Source organism: Albibacterium bauzanense (genome assembly GCF_004339765.1).
GTDB classification, from domain to species: Bacteria; Bacteroidota; Bacteroidia; order Sphingobacteriales; family Sphingobacteriaceae; genus Albibacterium; species Albibacterium bauzanense.
The window spans coordinates 359602-385154 of record NZ_SMGO01000003.1 but is presented as its reverse complement, the minus strand read 5'-3'; the positions used below and the strand labels follow the sequence as shown (position 1 = coordinate 385154).

The window sequence follows — 25553 nt, the reverse complement described above, 5'->3', positions numbered from 1 at the left end:
TTAAATACGAACTATTACAATAAATACTTCTTCATATACTCAATAAAAATCTTCCAATCTTCAGGAAGCACGCTATGCCCGCCTTCATGCATGTAATACCCGAGTTGGTTTTTTAGTAAGCTTTGATCTCCAGATGCAGGCATTGTTGTAGTTCCTGGTCCTTTCAGTCCAAATAGATTGTATACAGGTTCAGCAGCTACTGCAGCCAGGAACTCTCCTTTAGGGTCAGACCATAGGTCAGAGTTTCCTGTTTGTAGCAATAATGGCCGCGGAGCAATTAGAGAGATTAACATATGGCCATCTACAGGTAGTTCATTTACCCGGTCACTAAAATTGTGATAATCAGCTGCAAATTGATAATGATAACGGGAAGTATCAGTGATATGTTTTATCGTTTCTCCATAATTTCTTCTACTTAATGCGGCACCTCCTTCTCCAGAAATACTAGCAATTACCATTGCAAAGCGAGCATCATTAGCACCTGCCCATAATACAGTTTTTCCTAGCCTGGAAGCGCCTGTAACTGCAATCCGTTTGGAATCAATATTCTTATCGGTTTCAAGATAATCCATTGCACGACTAAGGCCCCATGCCCAACTAGCAATTGCTCCCCACTCATTAGGTTCTGGCTGAGTGGCGCCTTCTTTTAAGTATAAGTTCCGAATGCCAAAATTTATACCATTTTTAAAATCGGGTTCAATGTCTGAATAGCAAAGAGTTGCGATTCCTATTCCTTCTTTAATAAACTGCTCAATATTGAGTTTGCCAAAATTAGATTTAGGCGCAGGGATTCTTTTGCCGTCTGGCGACCACATCATACCTGGTTTAATGCCATCATCATCTACTACATTTGAGTTAGCAGAAAAGGATAAGTTTAGTAGCAAAGGGGAAGGTTTGGTAGCTTTTGCGGGTAGATAGATCAAAAGCTCTGTTTTATGTATTGATGTGTCTTTTGTGAAATAAATGGTTACTTGTTTACGAATGGCCGTTCCGTTAAAAACCAAGGTTCCTTTGTCAAAAACATTGAAACTTATATCTGTTAGTGCTGAAGGTACCTTTCCAAATTGATTTTCTTCATATAACCGAATGATTTCTGGTTTTCGTTTAGTTAGCCATGAAGCTGCATCAGTTACCTTATTTCCATTCTGAAAGGTTAAAGGATCTGGAAGAGTATAAGAACCTACTAAAGCCTCATCATAATTAACTGGAATTCCCGCTACGACAGTAGGTGGTGCGTTTTGACTAAAGGCGTTGATTGGGAATAGTGAGAATGCAAGGTAGAGTAATGCAGTTGTTAAAAGATAATCTCTCATAATTTTTTAATTAAAATTTACAGGCACAGTATATAGTTGTTTATTCACTGTTTTCAATTTCTCTATAGGCATTTTCATCACCTTTCTATCATAAGTGAGGAAACCATTGATTTCTCCTTCTACATCGGTAGTCTGCGTATAAACGGCTGCAGATAGTCCTTTTTTAATGAATTCCTGAATACGATTAGTGAACTCGTTATACCGTTTAAACATGTCTTCTGGATTTTTAAAAGTTTGGTATCCCCAATTATCTTTTTGTTGCCAGGTATGGTCAGTTATTGGTAAACCTAAGCCACCAAATTCACCAAGCACTAAAGCATATTTTTCGCCGAATACATCTGGTCTTGGCATTGCAGGGTTGGGATAGTTATGCAAATCTACCATATGTCCTGTTAAATAATAATTACCACCACTGGCACTATTTACCAATCTGGATGGATCTTTTGCCATGGTCCACTCCGTAATTTCTTCTGTTTTAAATTGACCCCAAGCTTCATTAAATGGTACCCAAATTACTATACTTGGAAAGTTGTAAAGGGCATCTATAATTGCATTCCATTCTTTTTTATAATAACCTTCTGATTCCGGCGTTCTGTTCTGATCGGTTGCGCGATCAAGAACTCCTGGTCTTTGTTCCCATCCATTTCCTAAATCGCCACTTGGCATATCCTGCCAAACCAACATACCTAGCTGATCGCAGTAATTATACCAACGAGCAGGTTCTACCTTAATGTGCTTTCTAATCATGTTAAAGCCCATTTCTTTGGTTTTCATAATGTCAAATTTTAGCGCCTCATCTGTCGGTGCTGTGTATAGCCCATCTGGCCACCAGCCTTGATCTAGCGGACCATATTGGAAAAGGAATTTATTGTTTAGCATTATTCGCTGAATTCCGGCTGCGTCTTTTTGAAGAGATATTTTGCGCATAGCCGCATAGCTTTTCACCTCATCTATTGTTTTTCCATTTCGGATCAAAGTAATATCTAGATTATAGAGAAAAGGTTGGTCAGGTGACCACAATTTTGGATTAGGAATTTTTAAGGTCAATTCCTCACCAGCTGCATTTTGTTGTTCAACTAATTTATTTGCCCCATCAAACACGGTCACACGAACTACGTCACCAGCTAGGGAATTCTTTAAATCGGTGCTTATTTTAAGGGTTTCTTGATCAATATTTGGAGTTTGTTTTGTAGAAGCGATAAAAGATTTAGGTACTGCTTCAATCCATACTGTTTGCCAGATTCCTGTAACTGGTGTATACCAAATACCTTCTGGTTTTATAACTTGTTTTCCATGTGGCTGAGGCCCTTCATCAGTTGGATCCCAAACACGAATTGTCACTTCCTGATTTTTACCTGACTTTAACAATTCTGTAATATCGAAGTAAAAAGGATCATAGCCGCCTTCATGTGAACCGGCTAATTTTCCGTTGATATATACTTCGCTACGCCAGTCAACAGCACCAAAATGCATCAACACATTGTTGTTTTTAAAATTCGATGGCAGTGAAAAAGTTCTGTTGTACCAGATCACACTATCTTTTCCCACTGTTTTGCCAACGCCAGACAAGGCTGATTCTACAGCAAAGGGAACGAGGATTTTACCTTCATATTGTTGAGGCTTATTTTGATCATCCTTCGCCTGAAGTGAATAATTCCATAAACCATTTAAATTTAACCACTGTTCCCTAACCATTTGTGGCCTCGGATATTCTGGTAGAGGTTGGGCTGGATCCACCTTGCTGGCCCATTCTGACATAATTTTATTACCTACAGGTGCCCAATTTTTATCCTGAGCCATTAGGCTCAAGCTGGTCAATAGTAAAAGACCTGTTAAGATTTGTTTCATGTGTTATCGCTTTATATTGAATTGATAGATTGATGTTGAATTATATGTCATACCTGGTTTAAGTAAGGTAGAAGGAAAAGAAGGTTGATTAGGGGAATCTGGAAAATGCTGCGTTTCCATAGCAAATGCAGTTCTGAAATCATCCTTATGATTGCCTTTCATTGTATTCTTCCCTTGCATAAAGTTTCCGCTATAAAACTGAAGACCTGGCTGATCGGTATAAATACTCATTTCGATACCGCTTATGTCACCAAGTACTACTGCCACAGCCGTTGTTGGAGCGTGTTCATTCAAAACAAAATTATGATCATAACCGTTTCCGTACTTCAATTGCTCATTTTGCGTTTCTATGTCTTTTCCAATAATCTTTGAACTTGTGAAATCAAAGGGAGTATCTTTTACCGTAATAATTTCCCCTATTGGAATAAGTGTACTATCTACAGGCGTATATTGATCTGCATTAATTTTAACAAGGTGGTTTAAGATTGTTCCGCTATGATCGCCATTTAAATTAAAGAAGGCATGGTTCGTTAGGTTTACAAAAGTATTTTTATCAGTAGTAGCTTCATAGCTAATTTTTAATTCATTTTGGTCATTAAGCTCGTAAGTTACTTTTACTTTCAGATTCCCGGGGAATCCTTCTTCCATATCATTTGATAGGTAATTCAGCTCCAAAGTGCTTTGATCGATTTGTACAGCATCCCAAACCACATCTTGGAACCCAACCTTTCCTCCATGCAATGTATTTGGCGGATTATTAATAAATAGTTGATAATCTTTACCGTCTAAGCTAAACTTACCTTTTGCAATTCTATTTCCGAAGCGACCAATAGTTGCACCGAAATAAGGTTCTGTTGAATGCTGATAACCTTCAATTGAGTCGAAACCAGCAATTACATCAACTAAATTGCCGGTTTTATCGGGCACCTGCATACTTACTAAGCGACCGCCATAATTAGTGATCAAGGCTTTACGCCCTTCTGCATTTTCGAGAGTATATAGCTTGACTTCTTTACCATTAATTGTCTTTTCAAATGCACTGTCTAAAATCTGTGTTACCTCATGCTTTGAATCTATGTTATTTTCTTGATTTGCTGTATTATTAGTACAACCTGTTGCAATTCCTAACCCCAGAATTAAGAGTGGACTAAGTAGGCATTTAGTGTTTATCATCATATTTAATTAGGTCTTTGTTTAACCATGTGGTTATAGTTAAGTTTAGATACTACTAATATATTTATTTTTGTAGACTTAAGCCATAATTACTTAAAGGTTTTGTATTTGAATTGTGACAAACCTTACGCTTATCAAGATTTTCCGACGTTTTTGCTGTAAAAAATAATCAGATAAAAAATGGTGTAACTAAGGGTTATAGAGTGTAGGATTTCAAGTCTTTTTATTGAAAATGACTTTTACTTTGGAACAATATTTGTGAAATGCAATGCAAAATTCTCAAAAGAGATATTGTATTGTTTACATATAACTAATTATGAAAAAAGTCTTATTTTCTATTGTCATTTCCTTGTTTTTTTTGTTACCTATTCAACCCGTAAAAGCTCAAATTCTCAAGCGATTTAAAGACAAGGTTTCTTCTAAAGTTGAAAATAAGGTAAATAACGCTGTCGATAAGGCTTTTGAAGGAAAGGGCAGTTCAGAAGATGCCACAGTCTCTTCCACAAGGGGTGCAAAAGGAACTGATTCAGATATATTTGCCAATGCAGCTAATGATTTCAAGTTTAAGACCGGATCTATCTTAGTTTTTTCGGATGATCTTTCCAGAGATTCCATTGGGAGTATGGCTCAGTTTTGGAAGGCTAGTGGAAGCGGTTCTGTTGCCAACTTACCTGATCAAAGCGGAAATTGGCTGTTACTAAAAGAATTTACTAGTTACAAATTAAAAAGTAATGCGCCACTTCCTAACAACTTTACTCTGGAGTTTGATATTGCTACTCAGAGTAATACAGATGCAAAAGACTTAATGGAGTTAAAATTCGGCTTTGCTCACGATAATGCCATTAATAATTATATTAGTGACGCTTATAATGATAATGCCATTACCTCCACTTCAATACATTATTGGAACAAAACTATTATTAATTCCAGTAGCGATACTAAGATTTATAATACAATCGATTTTCCATTGGCTGAATATGCGGTGGGGAAAATGCATGTTGCTATTGAGGTCAAAAACAAACAGATGGTTATTTATTTAGATAAAGTAAAGGTTTTGGATACCGAAATGTTTAGCCGTGATCAAGAGAGAAAGTATTTTTATGTTAGCACAGGAACCGAATTAAGTAATGGTGCTGCAATAGGTATTAGTAATTTTAAGGTGGCAAGTTTTTAATTCTATTTAATTGTGGTCTTGACGACTGGTAATTCTGGTAATACTTATGACTCAAAATTGTTGGTGACAAATTTAGCCGCATTCTCATTGACAATTTCATTCCAACTATTTTGGTAAGCTGACACAAATTTATTTTAAGACTTAGGTAGTAATATGAACATGACTTTGATTAAAGGGCTGAGGTAGAAGTGACTTCCTTTTAGTAATAATTTCAAAATGCTATTTCAAAACCGAACATACAGCGTTCGGTTTTGGTACACTATTCGTCTTGATTTATCTGTTAACAACTTAATTGTTAGTATATTGTGTCTTTGGAACAGCAATTGAATTTCTTTTAGGAAGCCACTCATAGGTGGTTTCATTATAAATTAAATCGTAATTGTATGTTTAAAAATTATTTGAAAGTCGCATGGCGTAATCTGATGCATAATAAAAGCTATGCTATTATGAATGTTATTGGCTTAGCTGTGGGTATTTCAGTTTGCATGATAATCTTTATCATTATACAATTTCATACAAGTTTTGATAATTTTCATACAAAGAAAGATAGCATTTTTCGGGTATTAACTGAATATCAACATACAGAAATTTCTGGAAAAGATATCCCCTTTCCAGTACCCCTAGGATTAAAAACTGCTTTTTCCCAATTAGAACAGGTAGCACCTATTTATGCAAGTCAAAATGATCAGTTGTTGATATTTGATAGTAATGGAAAGACCGAGAAAGTATTCAAAGAGCAACGGGGATTGTTTTATACAGAACCTTCATTCTTTAAAATATTTGATTTTCCACTACTTGCCGGTTCATATGAGTCATTAAATGAGCCAAACAATGTATTGCTTACAAAAGAGATAGCAGAAAAATATTTCGGTAGTTGGGAGGCAGCGATTGGCAAAACTATTAAGCTGGAAGCAGGTGGTTACAAATTTAGTCATAGCACTGAAGTGTTGAAAGTATCGGGTATTCTTGCCACGATACCTGCAAATACAGATTTTCATCTAAAAGTTGTTGCTTCTTATAGTGGATTTTTTTCAGATTATGTTGCTGGGTCAAGTGATTGGGATGGTACTATAACCGATTTTGGTTGCTATATTTTGTTGCCGCCGAATATTTCTGTTGAAAAGTTTAATCAACAATTGGATGCGTATTCACGAAAGATGAAATCTCCTATCAATAAGGATAGTCAAATTATACAGCCATTAAGTGCGGTACATTATGATACAGAAGCAGGTAATTACAGCAACAAAACAATTAGTTATGAGCTAGTGAATGTATTATGGCTTATTGCAGCAATTATTCTGCTAATTGCTTGCGTAAACTTTATTAACCTTTCTACTGCACAAGCTGTTAATCGTGCAAAGGAAGTTGGTGTGAGAAAGGTTTTAGGAAGCAGTAAATCTCAATTGCAAATTCAATTCATAGTTGAAACATTTTTGATAGTTATTGGTGCTGTAACACTTGCAGTACTCATAACAATTCTTGCATTACCTTATATTAATCAACTTCTAGAACTTACGCTTTCATTTAATATATTGAGCAATCCTGCCATCGCTCTCTTTCTTTTGACTGTAACAGTTTTTGTAACCACATTCGCCGGTTTTTATCCGGCTATTGTTTTATCGCGGTTCAATCCTGTTAATGCTTTAAAGAGTAAACTCACAGTAAATGCTGTAAAGGGAGTTTCATTAAGAAGAGGGCTGGTTGTGTTTCAATTTGTCATTGCGCAGGCGCTCATCATTGGAACACTCATCATTGTAAAGCAAATGAATTATTTTATGGACCAACCATTAGGCTTTGATAAAGATGCAATTGTAAATGTTCCTTTTCGTGTAGATAGTCTTCGTATTAGCAGGTTGGATTATTTAAAAGAACAGTTATTATCAATAAATGGAGTGGAGGCAGTAAGCTTCAGCTCCAATACTCCCGTTGAAGATGGTAATGATACGTGGAACCCACTTAGATTTAACCATGCGATAAAGGAAACAGATTTTAAAGCTATTACCAAATTTGCTGATAACGAGTATATATCGACTTATAAATTGCAACTGATAGCGGGAAGAAATTTACAGCCTTCTAGCATGACAAGAGAATTCTTGGTGAATGAATCTCTCATGAAAAGTTTGGGAATAAAAGACCCTGAAGAAATATTAAACAAAGAAATAAGTATATGGGATGATCAAATAAAATGTACTGTTGTTGGCGTGCTGAAAGATTTTAATGACAGGTCCTTTCGCCATGATCTTGCACCGTTGCTTATTACCACAAATGTAACCATGTACAACCAGGCTGGAATAAAACTTGCAACAACAAACATTTCTTCTACAATGCAATCCGTTAAAAACATATTTGAGCAAACATTTCCTGATTTTGTTTATGAGTACAAGTTCCTTGATGATAAAATTGAAAGTTTTTACAAACAGGAAAATCAGTTAGCAGAGTTGTATAAGATTTTTGCAGCAATCGCAATATTCCTTAGTTGTCTTGGTTTGTATGGTTTAGCCTCATTTATGGCAGTGCGAAGAATAAAAGAAGTTGGTATTCGTAAAGTACTCGGTGCTACCACTGGTAATATTGTTTATTTGTTTTCAAAAGAGTTTATCATACTCATTGCAATTGCTTTTGCGATTGCTACTCCTATTGCATGGTATTCCATGCATCAATGGTTGCAAGATTATGTTTATCGCATCAACATTAGTTGGTGGTTGTTTGCTGCAGGCGGACTTGTTGCAATAATGATTGCACTTTTAACAATAAGTTTTCAGGCAATAAAAGCAGCAATAGCAAATCCTGTGAAGAGTTTGAGAACTGAATAGTGTAAAATGTTTCTTTTTAATGAGATGCAATTTGAGCTTATAAAATAGTATTTTTTATAGCCTTGCTCTAAACTTGTATTTTATCTTAATCACAAAAAGCTCCATAATAAGCAGCACCTACTAATGCTGCTTTACTGTTTAAAATAAGGTGTATAGGGATGTCCTGAAGAAGTGGCTCCATGCGATCGCTTTGAATAAACTGTTGTCGGAATAGTTCATCTCGTAATAACGGATATATTTTAGGAGGTATTCCTCCACCAAGAAATAGGCCTCCTGTTGCTTTTAATTTTAATACTAGATTTGTTGCCTCACGGGCCATATAAGTAACGAAAAGTTGCATAGCTTTTACACAGGTTTCATTTAACTGACGTATGGCGGTATGACTGACTACGGCTGCTGGAATCTCGGTTCTTAACTTTTCTTCAAGCCATGTAGGTTCTTTATAGCCTCTAATGTCTCGCAGAAAAGTATAAATGCGATAAATACCATCTCCAGAAATTAAATACTCCCAACTGATGAGAGGTGTTTCATTGCGCAGATAGTGAAATAATTCTATATCCAGCTCAGTGCGTGGAGAAAATTCGCTATGTCCTCCCTCAGTTGCGAACGGCCGATAACATGAACCGTCCCAAAATAATCCTGCTTCACCAAGTCCAGTACCTGGAGCTAAAATAGCCACATTTCCTTTCTTTTGTTCTCCCGAATGGATGATTGCTAAATCGTCTTTTTCGATGCCTGCTAATCCATAAGCTGTTGCTTCAAGGTCGTTTAATAAAAAAACTTTCGTAATGCCTTTTTCCTGTTGGAGTACATTAGCATCGATTGACCAGGACAAGTTAGTAAGCTGCACCTTGCCATCTACAACAGGGCCGGCTACACCAATAGACAGTATGTCTGGAATAGAAGAAACATGTTCTTGTAGGTATTTGTCTAAAATAACGTTAAAGGATAAATAATTTTTAGAAGGATAAGTTTCTTCCTGAACCAGATTTACATTGGCACCGACTATGGTAAATAAACCAAAACTTGTTTTGGTACCACCGATATCGACAGCAAGTATTTTAGCTACTTTATTTTGGCTTCGTCCTGGCAGAAATAGGGGTAAATTGATCATGTTATTCATTCTATTATTGCATAGAAATTGAAGTTACCTTCGAAGATACAGATTTTCAGACACTTTATTGAGGATTGATAATTTTACTGTGTTAATCGCTTCAGAGACTGTTCTGCCATAAAATTTATTTGTTTTTTTTTATCAATTACAATCCAGAATAATCAATGTTAACATAATAACTAATTTCGCTATAAATTGTATATTTATTATAGCAACACTATATTACACTTGGGTCTTTTATAATGAATACTATTAATATCCAGAATTATGATAATAGACTTTAAATTAAAAAGTACTGTAAGAATTATATTATTATTCTTTTTTACTGTTTTAAATACTGAAGTAGATGCACATATAAAAAATGAATATAGCGCAGATATAATTATTTATGGTGGAACTTCTGCTGCTGTTACGGCCGCAGTTCAATCTATACGAATGGGAAAATCTGTCATTCTGGTTTCTCCAGACATACATTTGGGCGGACTATCATCTTCAGGTTTGGGATTTACGGATACTGGTGATAAAACAGTAATAGGAGGGTTAGCAAGGGATTTTTATCATCAAATCTATCTGCACTATCAATCGGATTCAGCATGGAAATGGCAAAAGAAAGAGGATTATGGCAATAAAGGCCAAGGAACTTCTGCAATTGATGGTAATGAAAGAACTATGTGGATATTTGAACCCCATGTTGCCGAAGAAATTTTTGAAAACTTTATTACAAATAATAATATTAAAGTATATCGTGATGAATGGTTGGATAGAGAGAATGGTGTGAAACTGAATAATGGTAAAATAATTTCTATACGTACTCTGTCGGGAAAAGTTTTCCATGGCAGTGTTTTTATTGATGCAACTTATGAAGGGGATTTAATGGCAGCTTCTGGTGTATCTTATCATGTAGGCAGAGAGGGAAATGATGTGTATAATGAGCAATGGAATGGAGTTCAAACGGGTGTTTTTCAGCATCAGCATTATTTTAGGACTAATATAGATCCATATAAAGTTCCTGGGGATAAATCTAGCGGGCTTCTAGCTGGTATTTCTCCATATCCCTCTGGAAGAAAGGGAGAAGGTGATAATAGACTTCAGGCTTATTGTTTTAGAATGTGTCTTTCTAACAATCCTGATAATAGAGTTCCTTTTCCTAAGCCAGCTGGTTATGATCCGAATCAGTATGAACTATTGATTCGAGTTTTTCAAAGTGGATGGAATGAATTATTCAACAAGTTTGATCCTATCCCTAATCGAAAAACTGATACTAACAATCATGGTCCTTTTAGTACTGACTATATCGGTATGAACTATGAATATCCTGAATCGTCTTATGAGAAACGTAAGGAAATTATAAAGCAACATGAAGTGTATCAAAAAGGTTTGATGTATTTTATGGCAAATGATTCCAGGGTTCCAGTAGATTTGCAAAGACAATTAAATGAATGGGGTTTGGCAAAAGATGAGTTTATAGATAATGGAAATTGGCCTTATCAACTTTATATCAGAGAAGCCAGGAGGATGGTAAGTGATTATGTAATGACTGAACATGAAGTATTAAGCAAACGTGAAGTGCCAAAACCTATTGGTATGGGTTCCTATTCTTTGGATTCTCATAATACGCAACGCTATATAACACCTGAAGGCAATGTGCAAAATGAAGGTGATATAGGAGTTAGCGCCCCAAAACCTTATAGTATTTCTTATGATGCTATAATTCCGAAAAAAGGAGAAGTTAAGAATTTACTAGTCCCTGTTTGTTTGTCTAGTTCCCATATCGCATACGGTTCAGTAAGGATGGAGCCGGTATTTATGATTTTAGGCCAGTCTGCTGCTACCGCTGCTGCTATTGCGATTGATGATGCCCAGGATGTTCAGGAAATAAATTATCAAAAACTTCAACAAGCATTGTTAAGCCAAAAACAACTTTTAGTTTTGCCCGAATAAATTAATTAGCATATGAATATATATACTGTAAAAGCATTTGGTACAGATGCACCTGATGCAGATTTAAAACAAATGAATATTGATCGTCGTGAAGTAACGGCGAAGGATGTCGAGATCGATATTTTATACTGTGGGGTATGTCATTCAGATTTACATACTGCTCGTAATGAATGGCATGGTACCGTTTATCCAAATGTGCCTGGTCATGAGATTGTAGGTCGAGTCACCAAAATAGGAAGTGAAGTCACCAAATTTAAAATTGAAGATTATGCCGCAGTTGGCTGTATGGTAGATAGCTGTCGTGAATGTGAACACTGTAGAGAAGGATTGGAGCAGTATTGTGAAAAAGGAAATATTCAAACTTACAATGGTGCAGACAAACACTTGAATAAACAGACTTTTGGAGGCTATTCAGAACGTGTAATAGTGGATGAAGATTTTGTTTTACATGTTCCTGAAAATTTAGATTTGGCTGCAACTGCACCATTGCTTTGTGCTGGTGTAACTACATGGTCGCCGTTAAAACACTGGAAGGTTGGTCCCGGACAAAAAGTAGGTGTAGTAGGTATCGGAGGTTTAGGACACATGGGTGTAAAACTGGCTAAGGCGTTAGGAGCTCACGTTGTGGTGATCACAACTTCACCTTCAAAAATTGAAGATGCAAAACGCCTTGGTGCAGATGAAGTAATTTTATCCACAGATGAAGAACAAATGAAAGCCAATGTCAACACTTTACATTTTGTATTAGATTGTGTTTCGGCTCAGCACGATGTCAATGCTTATTTAAGTTTATTAAAGACAGATGGTACATTAGCATTAGTTGGTGCTCCGGAACACCCTTTACCCATAGCAGCTTTTAGCTTGATCCCTGCTCGCAAAAATTTTGCAGGCTCTACGATTGGAAGCATTGCTGAAACACAGGAGATGCTGGATTTTTGTGGTAAACACAATATCGTTTCTGATATAGAGCTGATTAAGATGCAAGACATCAACAATGCTTACGAACGTCTTTTAAAGGGTGATGTAAAGTATCGTTTTGTAATTGATATGGCTTCTTTAAAGAATTGATAGTTATATAATATAAGGTATAAAGTACATAGTTCATGCATTATATAGAATTTATTTTATTTAATCTTTTGAGTACTTATTTACGTAACATTTCGCAGTTGAACAGTTTGATTGCAGTAATAAAATAATCTCTTAAAATTAATTATGAATTCTTATTTGCACTTTTTTGATTTTAAGCAAAAAGTAAACTATAAAACGGAACTCTTAGCAGGCTTAACAGTTGCGATGACAATGATTCCCGAATCTTTATCTTTTGCAATATTAGCAGGATTATCTCCGCTTACTGGACTATACGCTGCTTTTTTAATGGGTTTGATCACAGCCGTTTTTGGTGGAAGACCAGGGATGGTTTCTGGTGGTGCAGGTGCTACTATTGTGGTGTTAATCGCTTTAAGCAAGATCTATGGAGTGGAATATTTATTTGCTGCAGTTGCGTTGGCAGGACTTCTTCAGTTCCTGGTTGGGGTCTTTAGATTGGGAAAATTTGTACGGTTAATCCCACAACCTGTAATGTATGGATTTTTAAATGGATTGGCGGTCATTATTTTTATGGCGCAAATAGAACAGTTTAAGCTTATTGAAAATGGAGTTACTGCCTGGTTGACAGGCCCTCCATTATATATAATGGGAGGTCTAACTTTGCTTACTATCGTTATCGTACTGTTCTTTCCTAAAATTACAAAAGCCATTCCTGCATCTTTAATTGCTATTATTATAGTTTTTTCACTTGTGTTAGGATTAGATATTGATACAAAAACAGTGGGTGATATTGCAAGTATTCAAGGTGGCTTGCCTTCTTTCCACATTCCAATGGTTCCGTTTACAATGGAAACATTGAAAATAATATTTCCTTTTTCATTGATTATGGCTGGTGTAGGTCTGATAGAATCATTACTTACTTTATCAATGGTTGACGAGATTACTAATTCAAAGGGAAAAGCAAATAGAGAAGCCATGGCCCAAGGCAGTGCCAATATTGTTAATGGTTTTTTTGGTGGCATGGGTGGGTGCGCAATGGTAGCTCAAACGTTAGTTAATCTCAATGCTGGCTCTCGAGCAAGATTGTCCGGAATTATTGCTGCTTTGGCCATTCTGACCATTATTTTATTTGGCGCTCCGATAATAGAAAAAATACCGATGGCCGCATTAGTTGGAGTAATGATTATGGTTGCTATAGGTACTTTCGAGTGGGTCTCCTTAATGATCATTAATAAAATGCCAATATCAGATATTTTTGTAGGAATTTTAGTCGCATTAATAACTATAATACTTCATAATCTAGCCTTGGCAGTTTTGGTAGGAGTAATCATTTCTGCATTAATATTTGCCTGGGATAATGCAAAAAGGATTCGTGCAAGGAAGTATATCAATGAAAAGGGCGCTAAGGTATATGAAATTTACGGACCTTTGTTTTTTGGTTCAGCCAGCGTTTTCTTAGAAAAGTTTAATGTTGAGAATGATCCTTCTGAAGTAATAATCGATTTTAAAGATAGTAGGGTTGCAGATATGAGTGCTATTGATGCACTGAATAAGATTACAGCTAAATATGCTGATTTGAATAAGCAAGTTATACTAAAACACTTAAGTCAGGATTGTAGAAGTAAGCTTGAAAAGGCTAGGGGAGTAATTGTGGTTACTATGGAAGAGGATCCTACTTATAAGGTAATGCCCAATAAATAAAATATTACAATCAATTTTGATAGCCTATTTTAAGAAAGTGGTTCAGGTTTTGGAGGAGTTCCTGAAGGTCTGGAATTATCATCGGGTAGTGGTATGAATTCATTATTGTCATTAGGAGGTAGAATGAACCTGCCTTGTTTCCAATCTTCTTTGGCTTGTTCAATACGCTCTTTTCGCGAGGAAACGAAATTCCACCATATGAAGCGTTCACCTAGAGGTTCCCCACCCAAGAGCATTAGTGTTGTGTTTTCTTTGGTAACAATCCGAGGGTCTACACCTTTGGTGAATACAAGCATCTTTCCTTCAGTATATGTTATTCCTGCTATTTCGATAGATCCTTTGACTATGTAGAAGCCACGTTCTGAATGCTCTTTTGGGAGTGCGAAGAGGGCACCTTGTTGTAATACTACATGCAGATAAAACAATGGAGAATTTGTATTTACATTGCTTTTTAATCCGTAAGCATCACCTGCAATGAGACGCATCCAAATGCCTTTATCTGTAAAAACAGGTAATTGATCGGGTGTATAGTTAGCAAAGGAAGGTGCTGCCTCTTCATCTTTTTCTGGAAGCGCTACCCAGGTTTGTATCATTTCCAAGCCTCCTGCTAATGAAGAAGGATTTTCGAATCTCTCTGAATGTGCTATTCCGCTACCTGCCGTCATCCAATTTACTTCACCTGGACGAATGATTTGTTCTACACCTAGACTATCTCGGTGTGTTACTTCACCACCGAATAAATAACTAACTGTCGAAAGTCCAATATGTGGATGTGGAAGTACATCTAGATTTGACGACTGTGCGGACGGGTTTACTATTGGACCTGCATGGTCCATAAAGATGAAAGGACCTATCATCCTATGTAGTCGGAAAGGGAGGATACGCTTTACTTTCATTTCAGCGCTTATTGCAGCAGTACGGGATTCAATTACTATTTCAAGCATAATTTATCTTACTGTTTAAGAATATTGGAGTATCTGATGTGTAAATTTTAAGTATACAATATAAGTATTTTTGGGTTAACAAGTCCTTTACTGTCTAGTTTTTGCGATTTTCTATAGGAATTGCCGTTTATGTAAGCAGGGAAATATGAATATTGTCTTATGAGACTCCCCAGGAATTATATTACTCGTAAAAAGCAAAAATTTCATTGCCAATAGTTTCTACCAGTTCTTGTTCTATACCATCCATCTTCCAGCCACTCTTTGCACAGCGGATAATACCCAAAGCCTGATCGTTCAGTTCAACGTCCAACTGAAAACAAACATCTTCATCACAGGTATCTGGCACGGGTACGCCTTCGCCTTTATATTTTTTACCGCCGTATTCAAATTCTAACGGTACAGATCCGTTCTCTAGTTGTTCAATCATTTCTTTCAGAAAAGCGATCAGATGTTTACGTTGCGTGGTGCCACTTAGGTTCCATTTCTCCTTATCAGCACGTTTATGTGCAAGCTTGAATTTGAGACCATGCATTTCGGTAGAATAATCATTTGCATTTAATTTCTTTGCGTTTTGATGCGATAAAATATACCAATGATATTCGGTGCCTATTGGAACACCACTACCTTCTGGTGCATGTCCTTTGCGACGTTTGATGACTTCATAATTAATCTCCCAAAGATCTGGAGTAATTTTAGTTTCTTTCCAGTCCCCTTGATCATAATCCCAGTGATGACTTCTGCCGACTTGCATGCCAGTATATTGACGGCCTTCAAATTTCTTGACGGAATTGTAACCTTTGGCATCCCTTTTTATTCCGTTAGCATTACTTTTCTCTTTAGAAGGTTTAGATGCTTTTGCTGTAGTTGTCTTTTTCGCTGAAGTTGCCATAACACTTTCGGAGATTAATATAATTATAAAACAGCCCATATTAAAAGATGTTTTTATTAATATTCAATGCATTAATATCTTGTACTAACTGTTGTTTTGTCGTTTCAATTCCATGATTTTTTAAGGTCAAGTATTTTGATAAGACCGGTATGATTAATGCTGATAGGGTGATTAAATGGTGTCGCAATGATAGATATTAAAGCTAACTGTTCGTTAAGTTGGTAATACAAACGTAATAATATAATAACATTGCCATTGGTAAATTTGAAGGCATTAAATCAGTTGCCAAAATTGAAACGACAAAATAACAGTCAATATATTATGATAATGTATAATAAGTTCTGGAAGGAATTATACATTGCTGCTTTTCGTCGGTTGCAAAGTGAAGAAAATGCAGAGGATATTCTTCAAGATGTATTTTTGTCTTTGCTGGAAAGTGATTTTGACTTTGAAAATGAACAGTCTGTTCGTGCACTACTCCATAAACGTCTTAAAAGTCGCATCATAGATTTCTTCCGAAAAGAGATTTTAAAGACATCTTTTGAAAATCAAAAGATATTACAGAATGATTATGACGATACTTATAGCGATACCTGGTTGCTGAGTAACGAGCTGGAATTTATCGTTCAACAGGAAATAAACAATCTTCCCGAAAAGATGAAAGAAATATTCTTGCTTAGCAGGGAAGAAAGACTTTCCAATGAAGAGATCGCAACACGATTAAAAGTATCAGGTAAAACTGTAAGAAACCAGCTAAGCACTGCCTTGAAAAAAATCAGGGCAACTATTCATAAATATAACTCTGTTGAGCTTAACCCTTCAATAGTTAACATATTTATAACATTGTCAGCTGTTTTGTTTAGTAATCGTTAATAAAACATCCTACTTATATTAAATTTTGTTTTGCTCTGGGACAAACCCTGATCCCGTTCGGTTATATAATCAAAGAGCATAAATGGACGAGAAGGAACGAAATCGGATATTACAAAAAGTAAGTAAGGGAAGTTTAACAGCGGACGAGCAAGAGAAGCTGAATAATTGGTATGCCGACTTTGATACCACAAGTAAAGACTTGAAAGTTTTTCATGACGATAAACATGAAGAGAAAGTACGTATACGGTTGTTGAACAGGATCATTGCTCAGATTCCAACGTCGAGAAAATATTCATTTATTGAAAAGCCATTCTTTAAACCAAGTAATTGGATGAAAGTGGCTGCTGTTCTAATCCTTTTCGTCAGTTTTCCGCTTTATAATTATGTGAAAAAAGCTAATGAGCTGAGAATAGTTGATGCGGCTACATTACAGATCAGCAAGGCACAAATAGGAAAGAGGGTAAAACTTACCCTCGAAGATGGTTCTGAAATATTATTAAACTCGGGCTCAGTAATTAAATATCCAAAGCATTTTGACAACAACAAGAGGGAAGTTTATTTAGAAGGAGAGGCTTTTTTTAAGGTTACCCACAATGCGACAAAGCCTTTTATCATAAATACAGGTAAGTTAAAGACAATTGTTTTGGGTACTTCATTCAACATTAGAGCATATCCTGAAATTGACCAAATTAAAGTAACAGTATCTACAGGTAAAGTGAGTATTACCGCCACCGGCAAAACATTAAGTCTGTTATATCCTAATCAGCAAATCAACTATCATTCTCGGACTGAAAGTTATGAGGTAACGAATGCTGATGCTAAACTGGCTACCTCCTGGCAGATAGGTGAAGTTAGATTGGATGGTGTATCGTTTCAGGAACTTTCTCTCATTATAAAGAATACTTGGGGTCTTATCCTTGAAACGCAAAGCAATAGACTAAAAACAGCAAATTACAAAACAACATTTAATACAAATAACAAAATCGAAGATGTCATGAGAGTTATCAGTAAAATTACAGATGCGAAGTATCTTATTAGGAACAATATAATAACACTATATGAATAAAAAATAAACAGAAAAAAATAGTAAATGGAAGTTGAACGAACAACTCCCATCTACAATAAAAGACAGCAGCTAACTTGCCGTCGAAAGTTTGTTAGCATAGCTGTATAATTAATTGGCATTATCATACCATTTAACAATATTCAAAAATATGAAAAAAAATATCATAGCGATTATGAGAGTCACAACAATTATATTAATAGTAATAGTTGGTTTTAGTAGTTTAGTATTTAGTAGTGAAAGCAGTGCTCAAGACCTAAGTAAAGTTAATGTAACCATCAATATAGAAAATGAAAACATGGCCGAAGTACTGGCCAAAATTGAAACGAATACAGGTGTAAATTTTTCTTATGAAAAGAATCTTCTTAGTACATTAAAAGTATCAACACAGATATATAAAGAAGAAGCTCTTCCAACCGTATTAAGTAATCTATTGAAAAATACAGGTTATGATTATGAGGTAATTAATCATAATGTGGTTGTAGGTAAGACAGCACCCGTAGATCAAACGCTTGATAATAGCAAAGAGGAAGCGAAAAACATAACAGAGTTAAAACAGCAGAAAGAAGTAAGAGGAATAGTGATGGATGAGCAAGGAAATTCCTTGCCAGGAGTTACACTAAAGATTAAAGGGGGGACCAGTTCTGGTATTACAGATATCGACGGAAAATTTGTTTTAAATGCTAGTGCCGGAGATGTTCTTGTTTTTTCTTTTCTCGGTTTCAAACAGGAGGAAGTTTTAGTTCCTTCTACATACATAATGGAAGTAATCTTGAAAGAAGATATACATAACCTGAATGAAGTTGTTGTAGTAGGTTACGGTACTCAGAAAAGATTGAATCTTGCGGGATCTGTATCTTCTATCTCAGCAGATGAAATTACAAAAACTCCTGTCGCAACCGTATCAAATACTTTAGCTGGTAAATTGCCAGGATTAATTACATTACAATCGACTGGTTTACCGGGGTCAGATAATGCAACATTAAAGATTCGAGGTTTTGATGGTCCTCTAGTATTAATTGATGGATCAGAAGGGGATATTAATTCTATCGCTACAAATGAAATAGAATCAGTTTCAGTATTGAAGGATGCTTCTGCTTCGATATATGGAGCACGAGCAGGAAATGGTGTCGTTTTGATTACAACCAAAAGAGGAAAGATTGGAAAACCGACTCTTACGTTTAATAGTTCAATGACATGGCAAGGCATTACCAATATGCCACATATGGCTTCTGCCGGACAGTATGCTGAAATGCGAAGAGAGAGTCATATACAAGGTGGTCAACCAGAAGCAACTGCACCTTTTACCACAGAAGAAATTCAAAAGTATTATGAAGGAGGAGATCCTCAGTACCCTAATACGGATTGGTACGACTTATTAATTAGAACATGGTCACCTCAACAGCAACATAATTTGTCTGTAAGGGGAGGAAGTGAAAAAATAAAGTTTTACGGTACCATTGGTTATCTAAAGCAAGAAACTTTCTTTAAACGAAGCGATGCAAGTTTTCAGAGATATAATATTCGTTCAAACATTGATGCAACTATTACGAACGGATTAACTGCACGTATGGATCTATCTACATCAATTAATATGCAGGATTATACTACAAGGAATCTAGATAATAACATTTGGGGCGATTTTTGGAATACTTTACCTATTTACCCTTCAGAATTTCCTGATAAAGGAAAAATACCTTATGCAGAAGGTGGAGGTACTGGTGGGGCACATATTACTACAGATAGAGAATTATCGGGTTATAGTGATCGTAAAAGTCAGGATTTACGTGCCGTTTTTGAGTTAAAGTATGACTTTCAACAAATAGAAGGTTTACAGGCAAAAGCTTTGGTAGATTATAAACAAAATTATTCTTCTACTAAGAATTTTTCAAAACCAGTTCCTTTCTATAAATATGATTTTGCTGCAGATGTTTATACCCATGCCGGAGCATTTGGTAGTACTGCCAATTTATCGTATAGTTTGCCGAGTGACAGACAAATTTTGTCTCAGGGTTCGCTTTCATATAATAGAACATTCAATGACTTACATGATTTTAGTGCATTAGCTTTATTTGAATCGACAGATTACTATAATGATTTTGTAGCGGCAGCGCGTTCTAATTTTATTACACCTGAAATAGATGAGATGCTGGCTGGAAGTACTGAAGGGATGACTAATGATGCTGGTACAGTCGAAATGGGCCGTATGAGTTGGGTAGGGCGTCTTAATTATACTTTCAATAGTCGATATATTTTAGAAGCAACTTTGCGTGCAGATGCTTCGGCAAAATTTCCTCCAGCTTCAAGATGGGGCTATTTCCCCGGGGTTTCTCTTGCTTGGCGATTAGAGCAAGAGAATTTCTTAAAAGATTCGGAAAGTTTGGATGCATTGAAATTGCGAGCTAGTTATGGTACTTCAGGAAATGATAATGTAGGGAATTTCGCCTATATAACTGGATACGATATTAGTGGTAAAAATACTGGTGGATCTTACTTATGGGGTAGTAGTAGGTATCCGGGAATTCTTTCTAAAGGTCTGCCGAATCCTGACTTAACATGGGAGAAATTGAAGATATACAATTTGGGAACAGATTTTTCCTTTTGGAATGGTAAGTTGTATGGCTCCATGGACGTTTTTTTTCGTGAACGTACAGGCATTCCAGCTAATCGTTTAATCACTCTTCCTTCTTCTTTCGGATCAGCCCTTCCTTCAGAAAACCTAAATAGTACTAATACTCGTGGTTTTGAGGTAATGATTGCTACTATGGGCCAGGTATCTGAACTAAACTGGAATATACGAGGCAATGTGTCTTGGGCCCGTTCTAAATGGATACATTACGAAGAACCCGAGTATGCTGATTTAGATCAAAACAGGATTAATGGACGATCAGGGAATTGGACGGATCGCACATTTGGCTATATATCTGATGGTCTATTTACTAGTCAGGAGGAGATTGATAATTTACCTTACGATCAGGATTTAAGAGACAATAGTACATTGCGTCCAGGAGATGTTAAATACTTGGATATGAACGATGATAAAGTCATTGATTGGAAAGATCAGGTAGAAATAGGGCAGGGTACTGTTCCAACTTGGATTGTAGGTTTAAATCCTTCATTTAGATATAAAGGGTTTGATCTCGACTTTCTGTTGCAAGGCGCATTAGGTTTTGATGTGATTGCTTCGATTAATGGTAATTCAGAAGAATATTTTAATAATAGATGGACGGAGGATAATAATGATAGAAATGCGATTATTCCACGTTTAGGTGGTGCCGGTTCAAATGGCTGGACATCAGATTATAGGTTAGTTGAAGGTGATTATATGCGCCTAAAATCGGTAAACATTGGCTATACCTTAAATAAAAAGATATTGGGTTCATCGGGAATTGAAAGTTTACGCTTCTTTGCTTCTGGGGTAAACTTGCTGACTTTTAGCGCACTCAATAAATATTCTCTGGATCCAGAGATGCCTTCAGGTAGAGGGTCTCTTTATTATCCTCAACAACGTAACCTTTCTTTTGGGTTAACATTAATTTTTTAGTGAAGTGCAAGAAATCGATATCATTAATAAAAGTAAATAAAAACAAATAGATGAAAACTCAATTATCATATAAGTCAAAATATTTTAGATGGTGGATGCTTGCAAGCTTTATGTTGATTTTTTCAACATGTAATGTATTGGATAAAGAACCATTAGATGTGATTCCAGAAACTATTGTATGGAATGATGAAAAACTTGTAGACTCGTATTTAACAGGTGCATATCTCAATACAACAGTATTGAACAATGAAGCAGATGATGTTGCGAACTCAAGTAAACCCTTTTTCTCGATTTTTTACGTCAATAATGTGAGTGATGAATCAAAGTCCACTTCTAATTTTTCAGGAAATGCTTATCAATATAAAGTCAATGGGCTTAAAATTAACGGGGGGCTGCTAGAATATTGGGAAAGACCCTATAAGGTGATCCGCACCTTGAATGAAATCATAGAAAATCTTCCATCTTCAACAGTAAGTGAAACGTTTAAAAAAGAAAAAATAGCAGAAGCTAGATTTCTAAGAGCTTTTAATTATTTTTATATGGTCAAGCGATATGGCGGTGTACCATTGATAACCAAAGTTCAGCAAAGTACAGATCCAGAGGAAGAGTTATATCCAAAACGAAACACCGAACAGGAAGTCTATGATTTTGTGATCTCAGAGGCAAAAGAAATACTTAATGACCTTTCCCAAATAGATGATAGTAATTGGGGACGTCCATCACGCTATGCAGCCTTGGCATTGATTTCCAGAGCAGCGCTTTATGCAGGTAGTATTGCAGAATATGGTACGGTAGAGCTTGGTGGAGTTGTTGGGATAGAAAGGAGTCAGGCGAATAGATATTATCAAGAATCCATGAAAGCATCTTCTCAAATTATTGGTGATAACAGATTTCAGCTTTATGATCAAAATCCGGATAAGACAGCAAATTTCAGGGAGCTTTTCTTGACGAAGAGAAATTCTGAAATAATATTTGCTATTCAACATGACGGTAGTGATAAAGATTATAGTGGTGCAGGTTGGTCTTATGATTATTTTCAGTGCCCTTTCCCAAATGGTTGGGCTAATGGTATTCATGATGCGCCCTATCTGGAATTTGCTGAAGCCTTTGAATATATTGATGGAAGACCTGGTACTTTAGACTTTGAAAGTTTAAAAGGGAAATTGATTACGATCGATGAGTTATGGGCAGGAAAAGACCCACGTTTTTTAGCAACCGTTTACACACAGGATACTAAATGGCAAGGTCGCAATTTAGAGTTCTATAATGGTGTTAGGAAAGAGGATGGAACAATACTTACAACTGGGTCCTATAATGGAGTGCTTGCAAATGGTGATCAAAAGGTAACGCAAACTGGCTTTGGCGTACTTAAGTATTTAGATGAGAAGAAGGATAATGGAAATAGTTCTACTGCTGGTATTTTTGGATCCACACAAGATTTCATTGTTTTTCGGTATGCCGAAATTTTGCTTAATCATGCCGAAGCAGCATATGCCTTAGGAAATGAAGGAGGAGCATTGGACGCATTAAATCAGGTACGTAGAAGAGCTGGAATTAAAGAGTTAACCTCATTGAATATTGAACAGGTTCGCAATGAAAGACGTGTGGAATTAGCTTTTGAAGGTCATCGTTATTGGGATTTAAGACGCTGGAGAATTGCTGAGGATTATTTATCAAGAAACCAAAGCGGGATACGCTACATATTGGATTATACGAGTCGTGAGTTTTTAGTGGAGAAAAGGTTGAACGTTGATGGGGCAGTAAAGCCACCAATATTTGAAAGTCAGCATTATTATCTTCCTATCACTCTTGCGCGTACTGCAAATAACCCTAATTTAGTAGAAAACCCTAGATATAAATAACAATCAACAATAATCTTTATGATACAATTTATTTTTAAAATAATGAATATGAAAAATAAGCTCTATAGTATACTAATTCTTTTCTTTGTGCTTGGTTGTTCACTTGATGTTCGTGCACAAAAGTTTACAATTCCTGTATTTCCGGATTCACAAAGTGCTATTGATGAGAATTTCAATATGTTTAAAAATCAATTTGACTGGATACTGGAAAATAAAGAGAAATTAAACATTCCTATAGTACTACATGTAGGAGATGTCGCTAATTTTGACAACTTGTCGCAATGGGAAACTATTAGTTCGCAGTTTGATCGACTAGATAATGATGGTATTCCTTATGCTATTGCTGTTGGTAATCATGATACAGAAGCTGTTGGTGAATACAATGGTAGTGCAGCACCTGGAAATGTTAATCAGAATCTGCGTAAAACTGCCAAATTTAATTCCTATTTTCCATCCTCTCGTTTTATTGCTCAACGTGGTAGGTATGAAGAAGGTAAGAGTGATAATGCTTATTATACCTTTAGAACTGGTGGTGCTAATTGGTTAGTGGTGTCTTTAGAATTTTGTCCTCGTCAGGGGCCTATTAATTGGGCGGGAGATATCATTAAAGCACATCATGAGTATAATGTTATCATATTGACACATTATTATCTAACAGGACAAGGTGATATTGCAGATAGAAACGCTGGGTATGGTGATTTTAGTCCACAATATGTTTCTGATCGATTAGTTAAGCTTTATCCAAATATCCGTTTTGTTTTAAGTGGCCATGTAATGAGCTCCGCTCTTAAAGTAGATGAAGGAGTAAATGGAAACAAAATATATCAAGTTCTTCAAAATTATCAAAATGAGGATTTGGGAGGAGGCTATTTGCGTCTATTACATTTTGATCTAGATGCAGGTACTGTTTCTGCTGAAATGTATTCGCCTTATTATAAGAAGACGAAAGAGGATGGGTCAACATATTCTATAGAGAATGTTGAAATTGTGCAACCAAAGTTCAAAAGAAAATAGATTAGAGTAAATATTAACAAAAAAGGCCGCTAAGAGATCAGTGGCCTTTTTTGTTAATATTTATTTCGTTAATGATGAAAGAGGTTCTTCTTTTGTTTTGAATGTATAATAAATTGCAATTCCTGTGAATAGCAAGCCACCTACAATGTTTCCTAACGTTACAATTAGCTGATTGTAAAACCACCAGTCTCCAATAGTTACATGAGCTCCGAACATCATACCGGCTGGAATAACGAACATATTTACTACTGCGTGTTCATAACCGAGAGCAAAGAACATGAAAATAGGAATACCTGCTGCTATTATTTTTCCTACGGTAGATTTAGATGTCATCGCCATTACTACTCCCATACACACCATCCAATTACAAAGAATTGCTTTTACAAAAGCAGTAAATAATCCAGCGAAGCCATTATGTCCATAGCCAATTGTCTTTTTCTCACTAACAGCTACAATCATCTTTTCAATAGCACCTAATGTATCAATGGTGCCTAATTCAGAAACGGCTGCCCAATATAATAGGGCAAAGAGTACACTACCGATTAAATTTCCAGTAAAAACCCAAAATAAGCATTTTATCATAGTCCTCATGCTTATTTTTCTTTCCAGATAAGCAAGGGGTACCAAAGCAAAGCTTCCTGTTACCAGCTCCAAGCCAAGGATAACGATGATAACGAAACCAACAGGAAAAATAATAGCTCCGGCTAAGGTGAAATTGGTTTGTGTGGTGGCAAAGAAAGCCAGACAAACTGAAATAGCCAGTAAAGCTCCTGACAAACTGCCTCTGATAAGTAAATCTTTCACCGATAACGATGATTTTGTTAGAGCTGCATTCATCATTGTAGATGCAACTTCTTTTGGGGTTACGTAATCCATCTTATTAGTTATTTAAAGGTACTTGAATATAGACTATCCCATTTTCTACTTTAACAGGGAAGGTTTCCAGAGAACATTCATCTCCTGAAAGACATTCACCTGTACGTATCGAAAAGGTTTTTTTATGAAAGGGGCATGCAACTTTTAAATCATCATCGGTTGAGCCCAGCAGTCCACGGCTTAAAGCCATTTGTTTTCTATGCGGACATTCATTCTGCGTTGCATACCATTCGTTTCTTCGTGTAAAATAGAATAAAGCAATTTGTTGGTTTTCGTATTTAACACAAACTCCTCCATTTTCTACAACGTCTTCTACTCTGCATGCTGCAAACCATGTTGTTTCTGTGACTATTGTTTCCATTGT

Annotated in this window: 18 protein-coding genes; 10 read left to right on the top strand and 8 right to left on the bottom strand. The window is 36.1% G+C overall.

Features of this window, described 5'->3' with window-relative positions:
* Positions 1-14: 14 nt before the first annotated feature.
* From C8N28_RS12960 to C8N28_RS12950, 3 genes are read right to left on the bottom strand one after another with little or no spacing between them, the layout of a single operon-like run.
* Complete coding sequence (locus C8N28_RS12960; protein ID WP_132225575.1) at positions 15-1313, bottom strand: alpha/beta hydrolase family protein; 1299 nt, start codon at positions 1311-1313, stop codon at positions 15-17.
* A 6-nt stretch (positions 1314-1319) separates the two neighbouring features.
* The gene (locus tag C8N28_RS12955) at positions 1320-3161 is read right to left on the bottom strand and encodes a glycoside hydrolase family 2 protein (protein ID WP_132225573.1); all 1842 of its coding nucleotides are present in this window, start codon (positions 3159-3161) and stop codon (positions 1320-1322) included.
* A gap of 3 nt (positions 3162-3164) precedes the next feature.
* The gene (locus C8N28_RS12950; protein ID WP_246012825.1) at positions 3165-4337 is read right to left on the bottom strand and encodes an aldose epimerase family protein; all 1173 of its coding nucleotides are present in this window, start codon (positions 4335-4337) and stop codon (positions 3165-3167) included.
* 313 nt (positions 4338-4650) lie between these two features.
* Between C8N28_RS12950 and C8N28_RS12945 the strand changes: the two genes are divergently transcribed.
* Positions 4651-5508, top strand: a complete 858-nt coding sequence (locus C8N28_RS12945; RefSeq protein WP_132225571.1) for a hypothetical protein — start codon at positions 4651-4653, stop codon at positions 5506-5508.
* Positions 5509-5891: 383 nt separating this feature from the next.
* Positions 5892-8321 (top strand): ABC transporter permease, encoded by a 2430-nt coding sequence (locus C8N28_RS12940; protein WP_132225569.1) that lies wholly within the window; start codon positions 5892-5894, stop codon positions 8319-8321.
* 85 nt (positions 8322-8406) lie between these two features.
* Here C8N28_RS12940 and glk read toward each other — a convergent pair whose 3' ends face one another.
* Positions 8407-9435, bottom strand: a complete 1029-nt coding sequence (glk, locus tag C8N28_RS12935; RefSeq protein WP_185140147.1) for a glucokinase — start codon at positions 9433-9435, stop codon at positions 8407-8409.
* Positions 9436-9702: 267 nt separating this feature from the next.
* Here glk and C8N28_RS12930 point away from each other — a divergent pair, with 267 nt between their 5' ends.
* The 3 genes from C8N28_RS12930 (at position 9703) to C8N28_RS12920 (ending at position 14124) form a co-directional block, all read left to right on the top strand.
* On the top strand, positions 9703-11376 hold the full coding sequence (locus C8N28_RS12930; RefSeq protein ID WP_132225567.1) for an FAD-dependent oxidoreductase: 1674 nt from the start codon (positions 9703-9705) through the stop codon (positions 11374-11376).
* A gap of 12 nt (positions 11377-11388) precedes the next feature.
* Positions 11389-12444, top strand: a complete 1056-nt coding sequence (locus tag C8N28_RS12925) for an NAD(P)-dependent alcohol dehydrogenase (protein ID WP_132225565.1) — start codon at positions 11389-11391, stop codon at positions 12442-12444.
* A gap of 144 nt (positions 12445-12588) precedes the next feature.
* A complete protein-coding gene (locus C8N28_RS12920) occupies positions 12589-14124 on the top strand; it encodes a SulP family inorganic anion transporter (RefSeq protein WP_132225563.1) in 1536 nt (511 codons plus the stop codon).
* A 29-nt stretch (positions 14125-14153) separates the two neighbouring features.
* Here C8N28_RS12920 and C8N28_RS12915 read toward each other — a convergent pair whose 3' ends face one another.
* Complete coding sequence (locus C8N28_RS12915; protein ID WP_132225561.1) at positions 14154-15068, bottom strand: pirin family protein; 915 nt, start codon at positions 15066-15068, stop codon at positions 14154-14156.
* Between the two features lie 181 nt (positions 15069-15249).
* On the bottom strand, positions 15250-15957 hold the full coding sequence (locus C8N28_RS12910; RefSeq protein ID WP_246012824.1) for a hypothetical protein: 708 nt from the start codon (positions 15955-15957) through the stop codon (positions 15250-15252).
* Between the two features lie 321 nt (positions 15958-16278).
* On the opposite strand from C8N28_RS12910, the gene C8N28_RS12905 reads away from it, so the two are divergent.
* From C8N28_RS12905 to C8N28_RS12885, 5 genes are all read left to right on the top strand, one after another.
* Positions 16279-16830, top strand: coding sequence for an RNA polymerase sigma factor (locus C8N28_RS12905; protein WP_132225559.1), 552 nt, complete (start codon positions 16279-16281; stop codon positions 16828-16830).
* A gap of 82 nt (positions 16831-16912) precedes the next feature.
* Entirely contained in the window at positions 16913-17896 is a 984-nt protein-coding gene (locus tag C8N28_RS12900; RefSeq protein ID WP_132225557.1) for a FecR family protein, read from the top strand.
* 148 nt (positions 17897-18044) lie between these two features.
* Positions 18045-21437, top strand: a complete 3393-nt coding sequence (locus C8N28_RS12895) for a SusC/RagA family TonB-linked outer membrane protein (protein ID WP_246012823.1) — start codon at positions 18045-18047, stop codon at positions 21435-21437.
* Between the two features lie 50 nt (positions 21438-21487).
* Positions 21488-23299: a RagB/SusD family nutrient uptake outer membrane protein gene (locus C8N28_RS12890; RefSeq protein ID WP_132225555.1), complete on the top strand. Its 1812-nt coding sequence runs from the start codon at positions 21488-21490 to the stop codon at positions 23297-23299.
* A 48-nt stretch (positions 23300-23347) separates the two neighbouring features.
* The gene (locus C8N28_RS12885) at positions 23348-24313 is read left to right on the top strand and encodes a metallophosphoesterase (protein WP_132225553.1); all 966 of its coding nucleotides are present in this window, start codon (positions 23348-23350) and stop codon (positions 24311-24313) included.
* Positions 24314-24373: 60 nt separating this feature from the next.
* On the opposite strand, the gene C8N28_RS12880 is transcribed toward C8N28_RS12885, so the two are convergent.
* The gene (locus C8N28_RS12880; RefSeq protein WP_132225551.1) at positions 24374-25189 is read right to left on the bottom strand and encodes a formate/nitrite transporter family protein; all 816 of its coding nucleotides are present in this window, start codon (positions 25187-25189) and stop codon (positions 24374-24376) included.
* A gap of 4 nt (positions 25190-25193) precedes the next feature.
* A complete protein-coding gene (gene nirD / locus C8N28_RS12875; RefSeq protein WP_132225549.1) occupies positions 25194-25550 on the bottom strand; it encodes a nitrite reductase small subunit NirD in 357 nt (118 codons plus the stop codon).
* Positions 25551-25553: the final 3 nt, after the last annotated feature.

Excerpts from the sequence above, each read along its gene's own strand:
- C8N28_RS12940 (WP_132225569.1), top strand. The coding sequence starts at position 5,892 with ATGTTTAAAAATTATTTGAAAGTCGCATGGCGTAATCTGATGCATAAT.
- C8N28_RS12900 (WP_132225557.1), top strand. The coding sequence starts at position 16,913 with ATGGACGAGAAGGAACGAAATCGGATATTACAAAAAGTAAGTAAGGGA.
- C8N28_RS12925 (WP_132225565.1), top strand. The coding sequence starts at position 11,389 with ATGAATATATATACTGTAAAAGCATTTGGTACAGATGCACCTGATGCA.
- C8N28_RS12945 (WP_132225571.1), top strand. The coding sequence starts at position 4,651 with ATGAAAAAAGTCTTATTTTCTATTGTCATTTCCTTGTTTTTTTTGTTA.
- glk (WP_185140147.1), bottom strand. The coding sequence starts at position 9,435 with ATGATCAATTTACCCCTATTTCTGCCAGGACGAAGCCAAAATAAAGTA.
- C8N28_RS12960 (WP_132225575.1), bottom strand. The coding sequence starts at position 1,313 with ATGAGAGATTATCTTTTAACAACTGCATTACTCTACCTTGCATTCTCA.
- C8N28_RS12920 (WP_132225563.1), top strand. The coding sequence starts at position 12,589 with ATGAATTCTTATTTGCACTTTTTTGATTTTAAGCAAAAAGTAAACTAT.
- C8N28_RS12930 (WP_132225567.1), top strand. The coding sequence starts at position 9,703 with ATGATAATAGACTTTAAATTAAAAAGTACTGTAAGAATTATATTATTA.
- C8N28_RS12905 (WP_132225559.1), top strand. The coding sequence starts at position 16,279 with ATGATAATGTATAATAAGTTCTGGAAGGAATTATACATTGCTGCTTTT.
- C8N28_RS12895 (WP_246012823.1), top strand. The coding sequence starts at position 18,045 with ATGAAAAAAAATATCATAGCGATTATGAGAGTCACAACAATTATATTA.
- C8N28_RS12915 (WP_132225561.1), bottom strand. The coding sequence starts at position 15,068 with ATGCTTGAAATAGTAATTGAATCCCGTACTGCTGCAATAAGCGCTGAA.
- C8N28_RS12885 (WP_132225553.1), top strand. The coding sequence starts at position 23,348 with ATGAAAAATAAGCTCTATAGTATACTAATTCTTTTCTTTGTGCTTGGT.
- nirD (WP_132225549.1), bottom strand. The coding sequence starts at position 25,550 with ATGGAAACAATAGTCACAGAAACAACATGGTTTGCAGCATGCAGAGTA.
- C8N28_RS12955 (WP_132225573.1), bottom strand. The coding sequence starts at position 3,161 with ATGAAACAAATCTTAACAGGTCTTTTACTATTGACCAGCTTGAGCCTA.
- C8N28_RS12890 (WP_132225555.1), top strand. The coding sequence starts at position 21,488 with ATGAAAACTCAATTATCATATAAGTCAAAATATTTTAGATGGTGGATG.
- C8N28_RS12950 (WP_246012825.1), bottom strand. The coding sequence starts at position 4,337 with ATGATGATAAACACTAAATGCCTACTTAGTCCACTCTTAATTCTGGGG.
- C8N28_RS12880 (WP_132225551.1), bottom strand. The coding sequence starts at position 25,189 with ATGGATTACGTAACCCCAAAAGAAGTTGCATCTACAATGATGAATGCA.
- C8N28_RS12910 (WP_246012824.1), bottom strand. The coding sequence starts at position 15,957 with ATGGCAACTTCAGCGAAAAAGACAACTACAGCAAAAGCATCTAAACCT.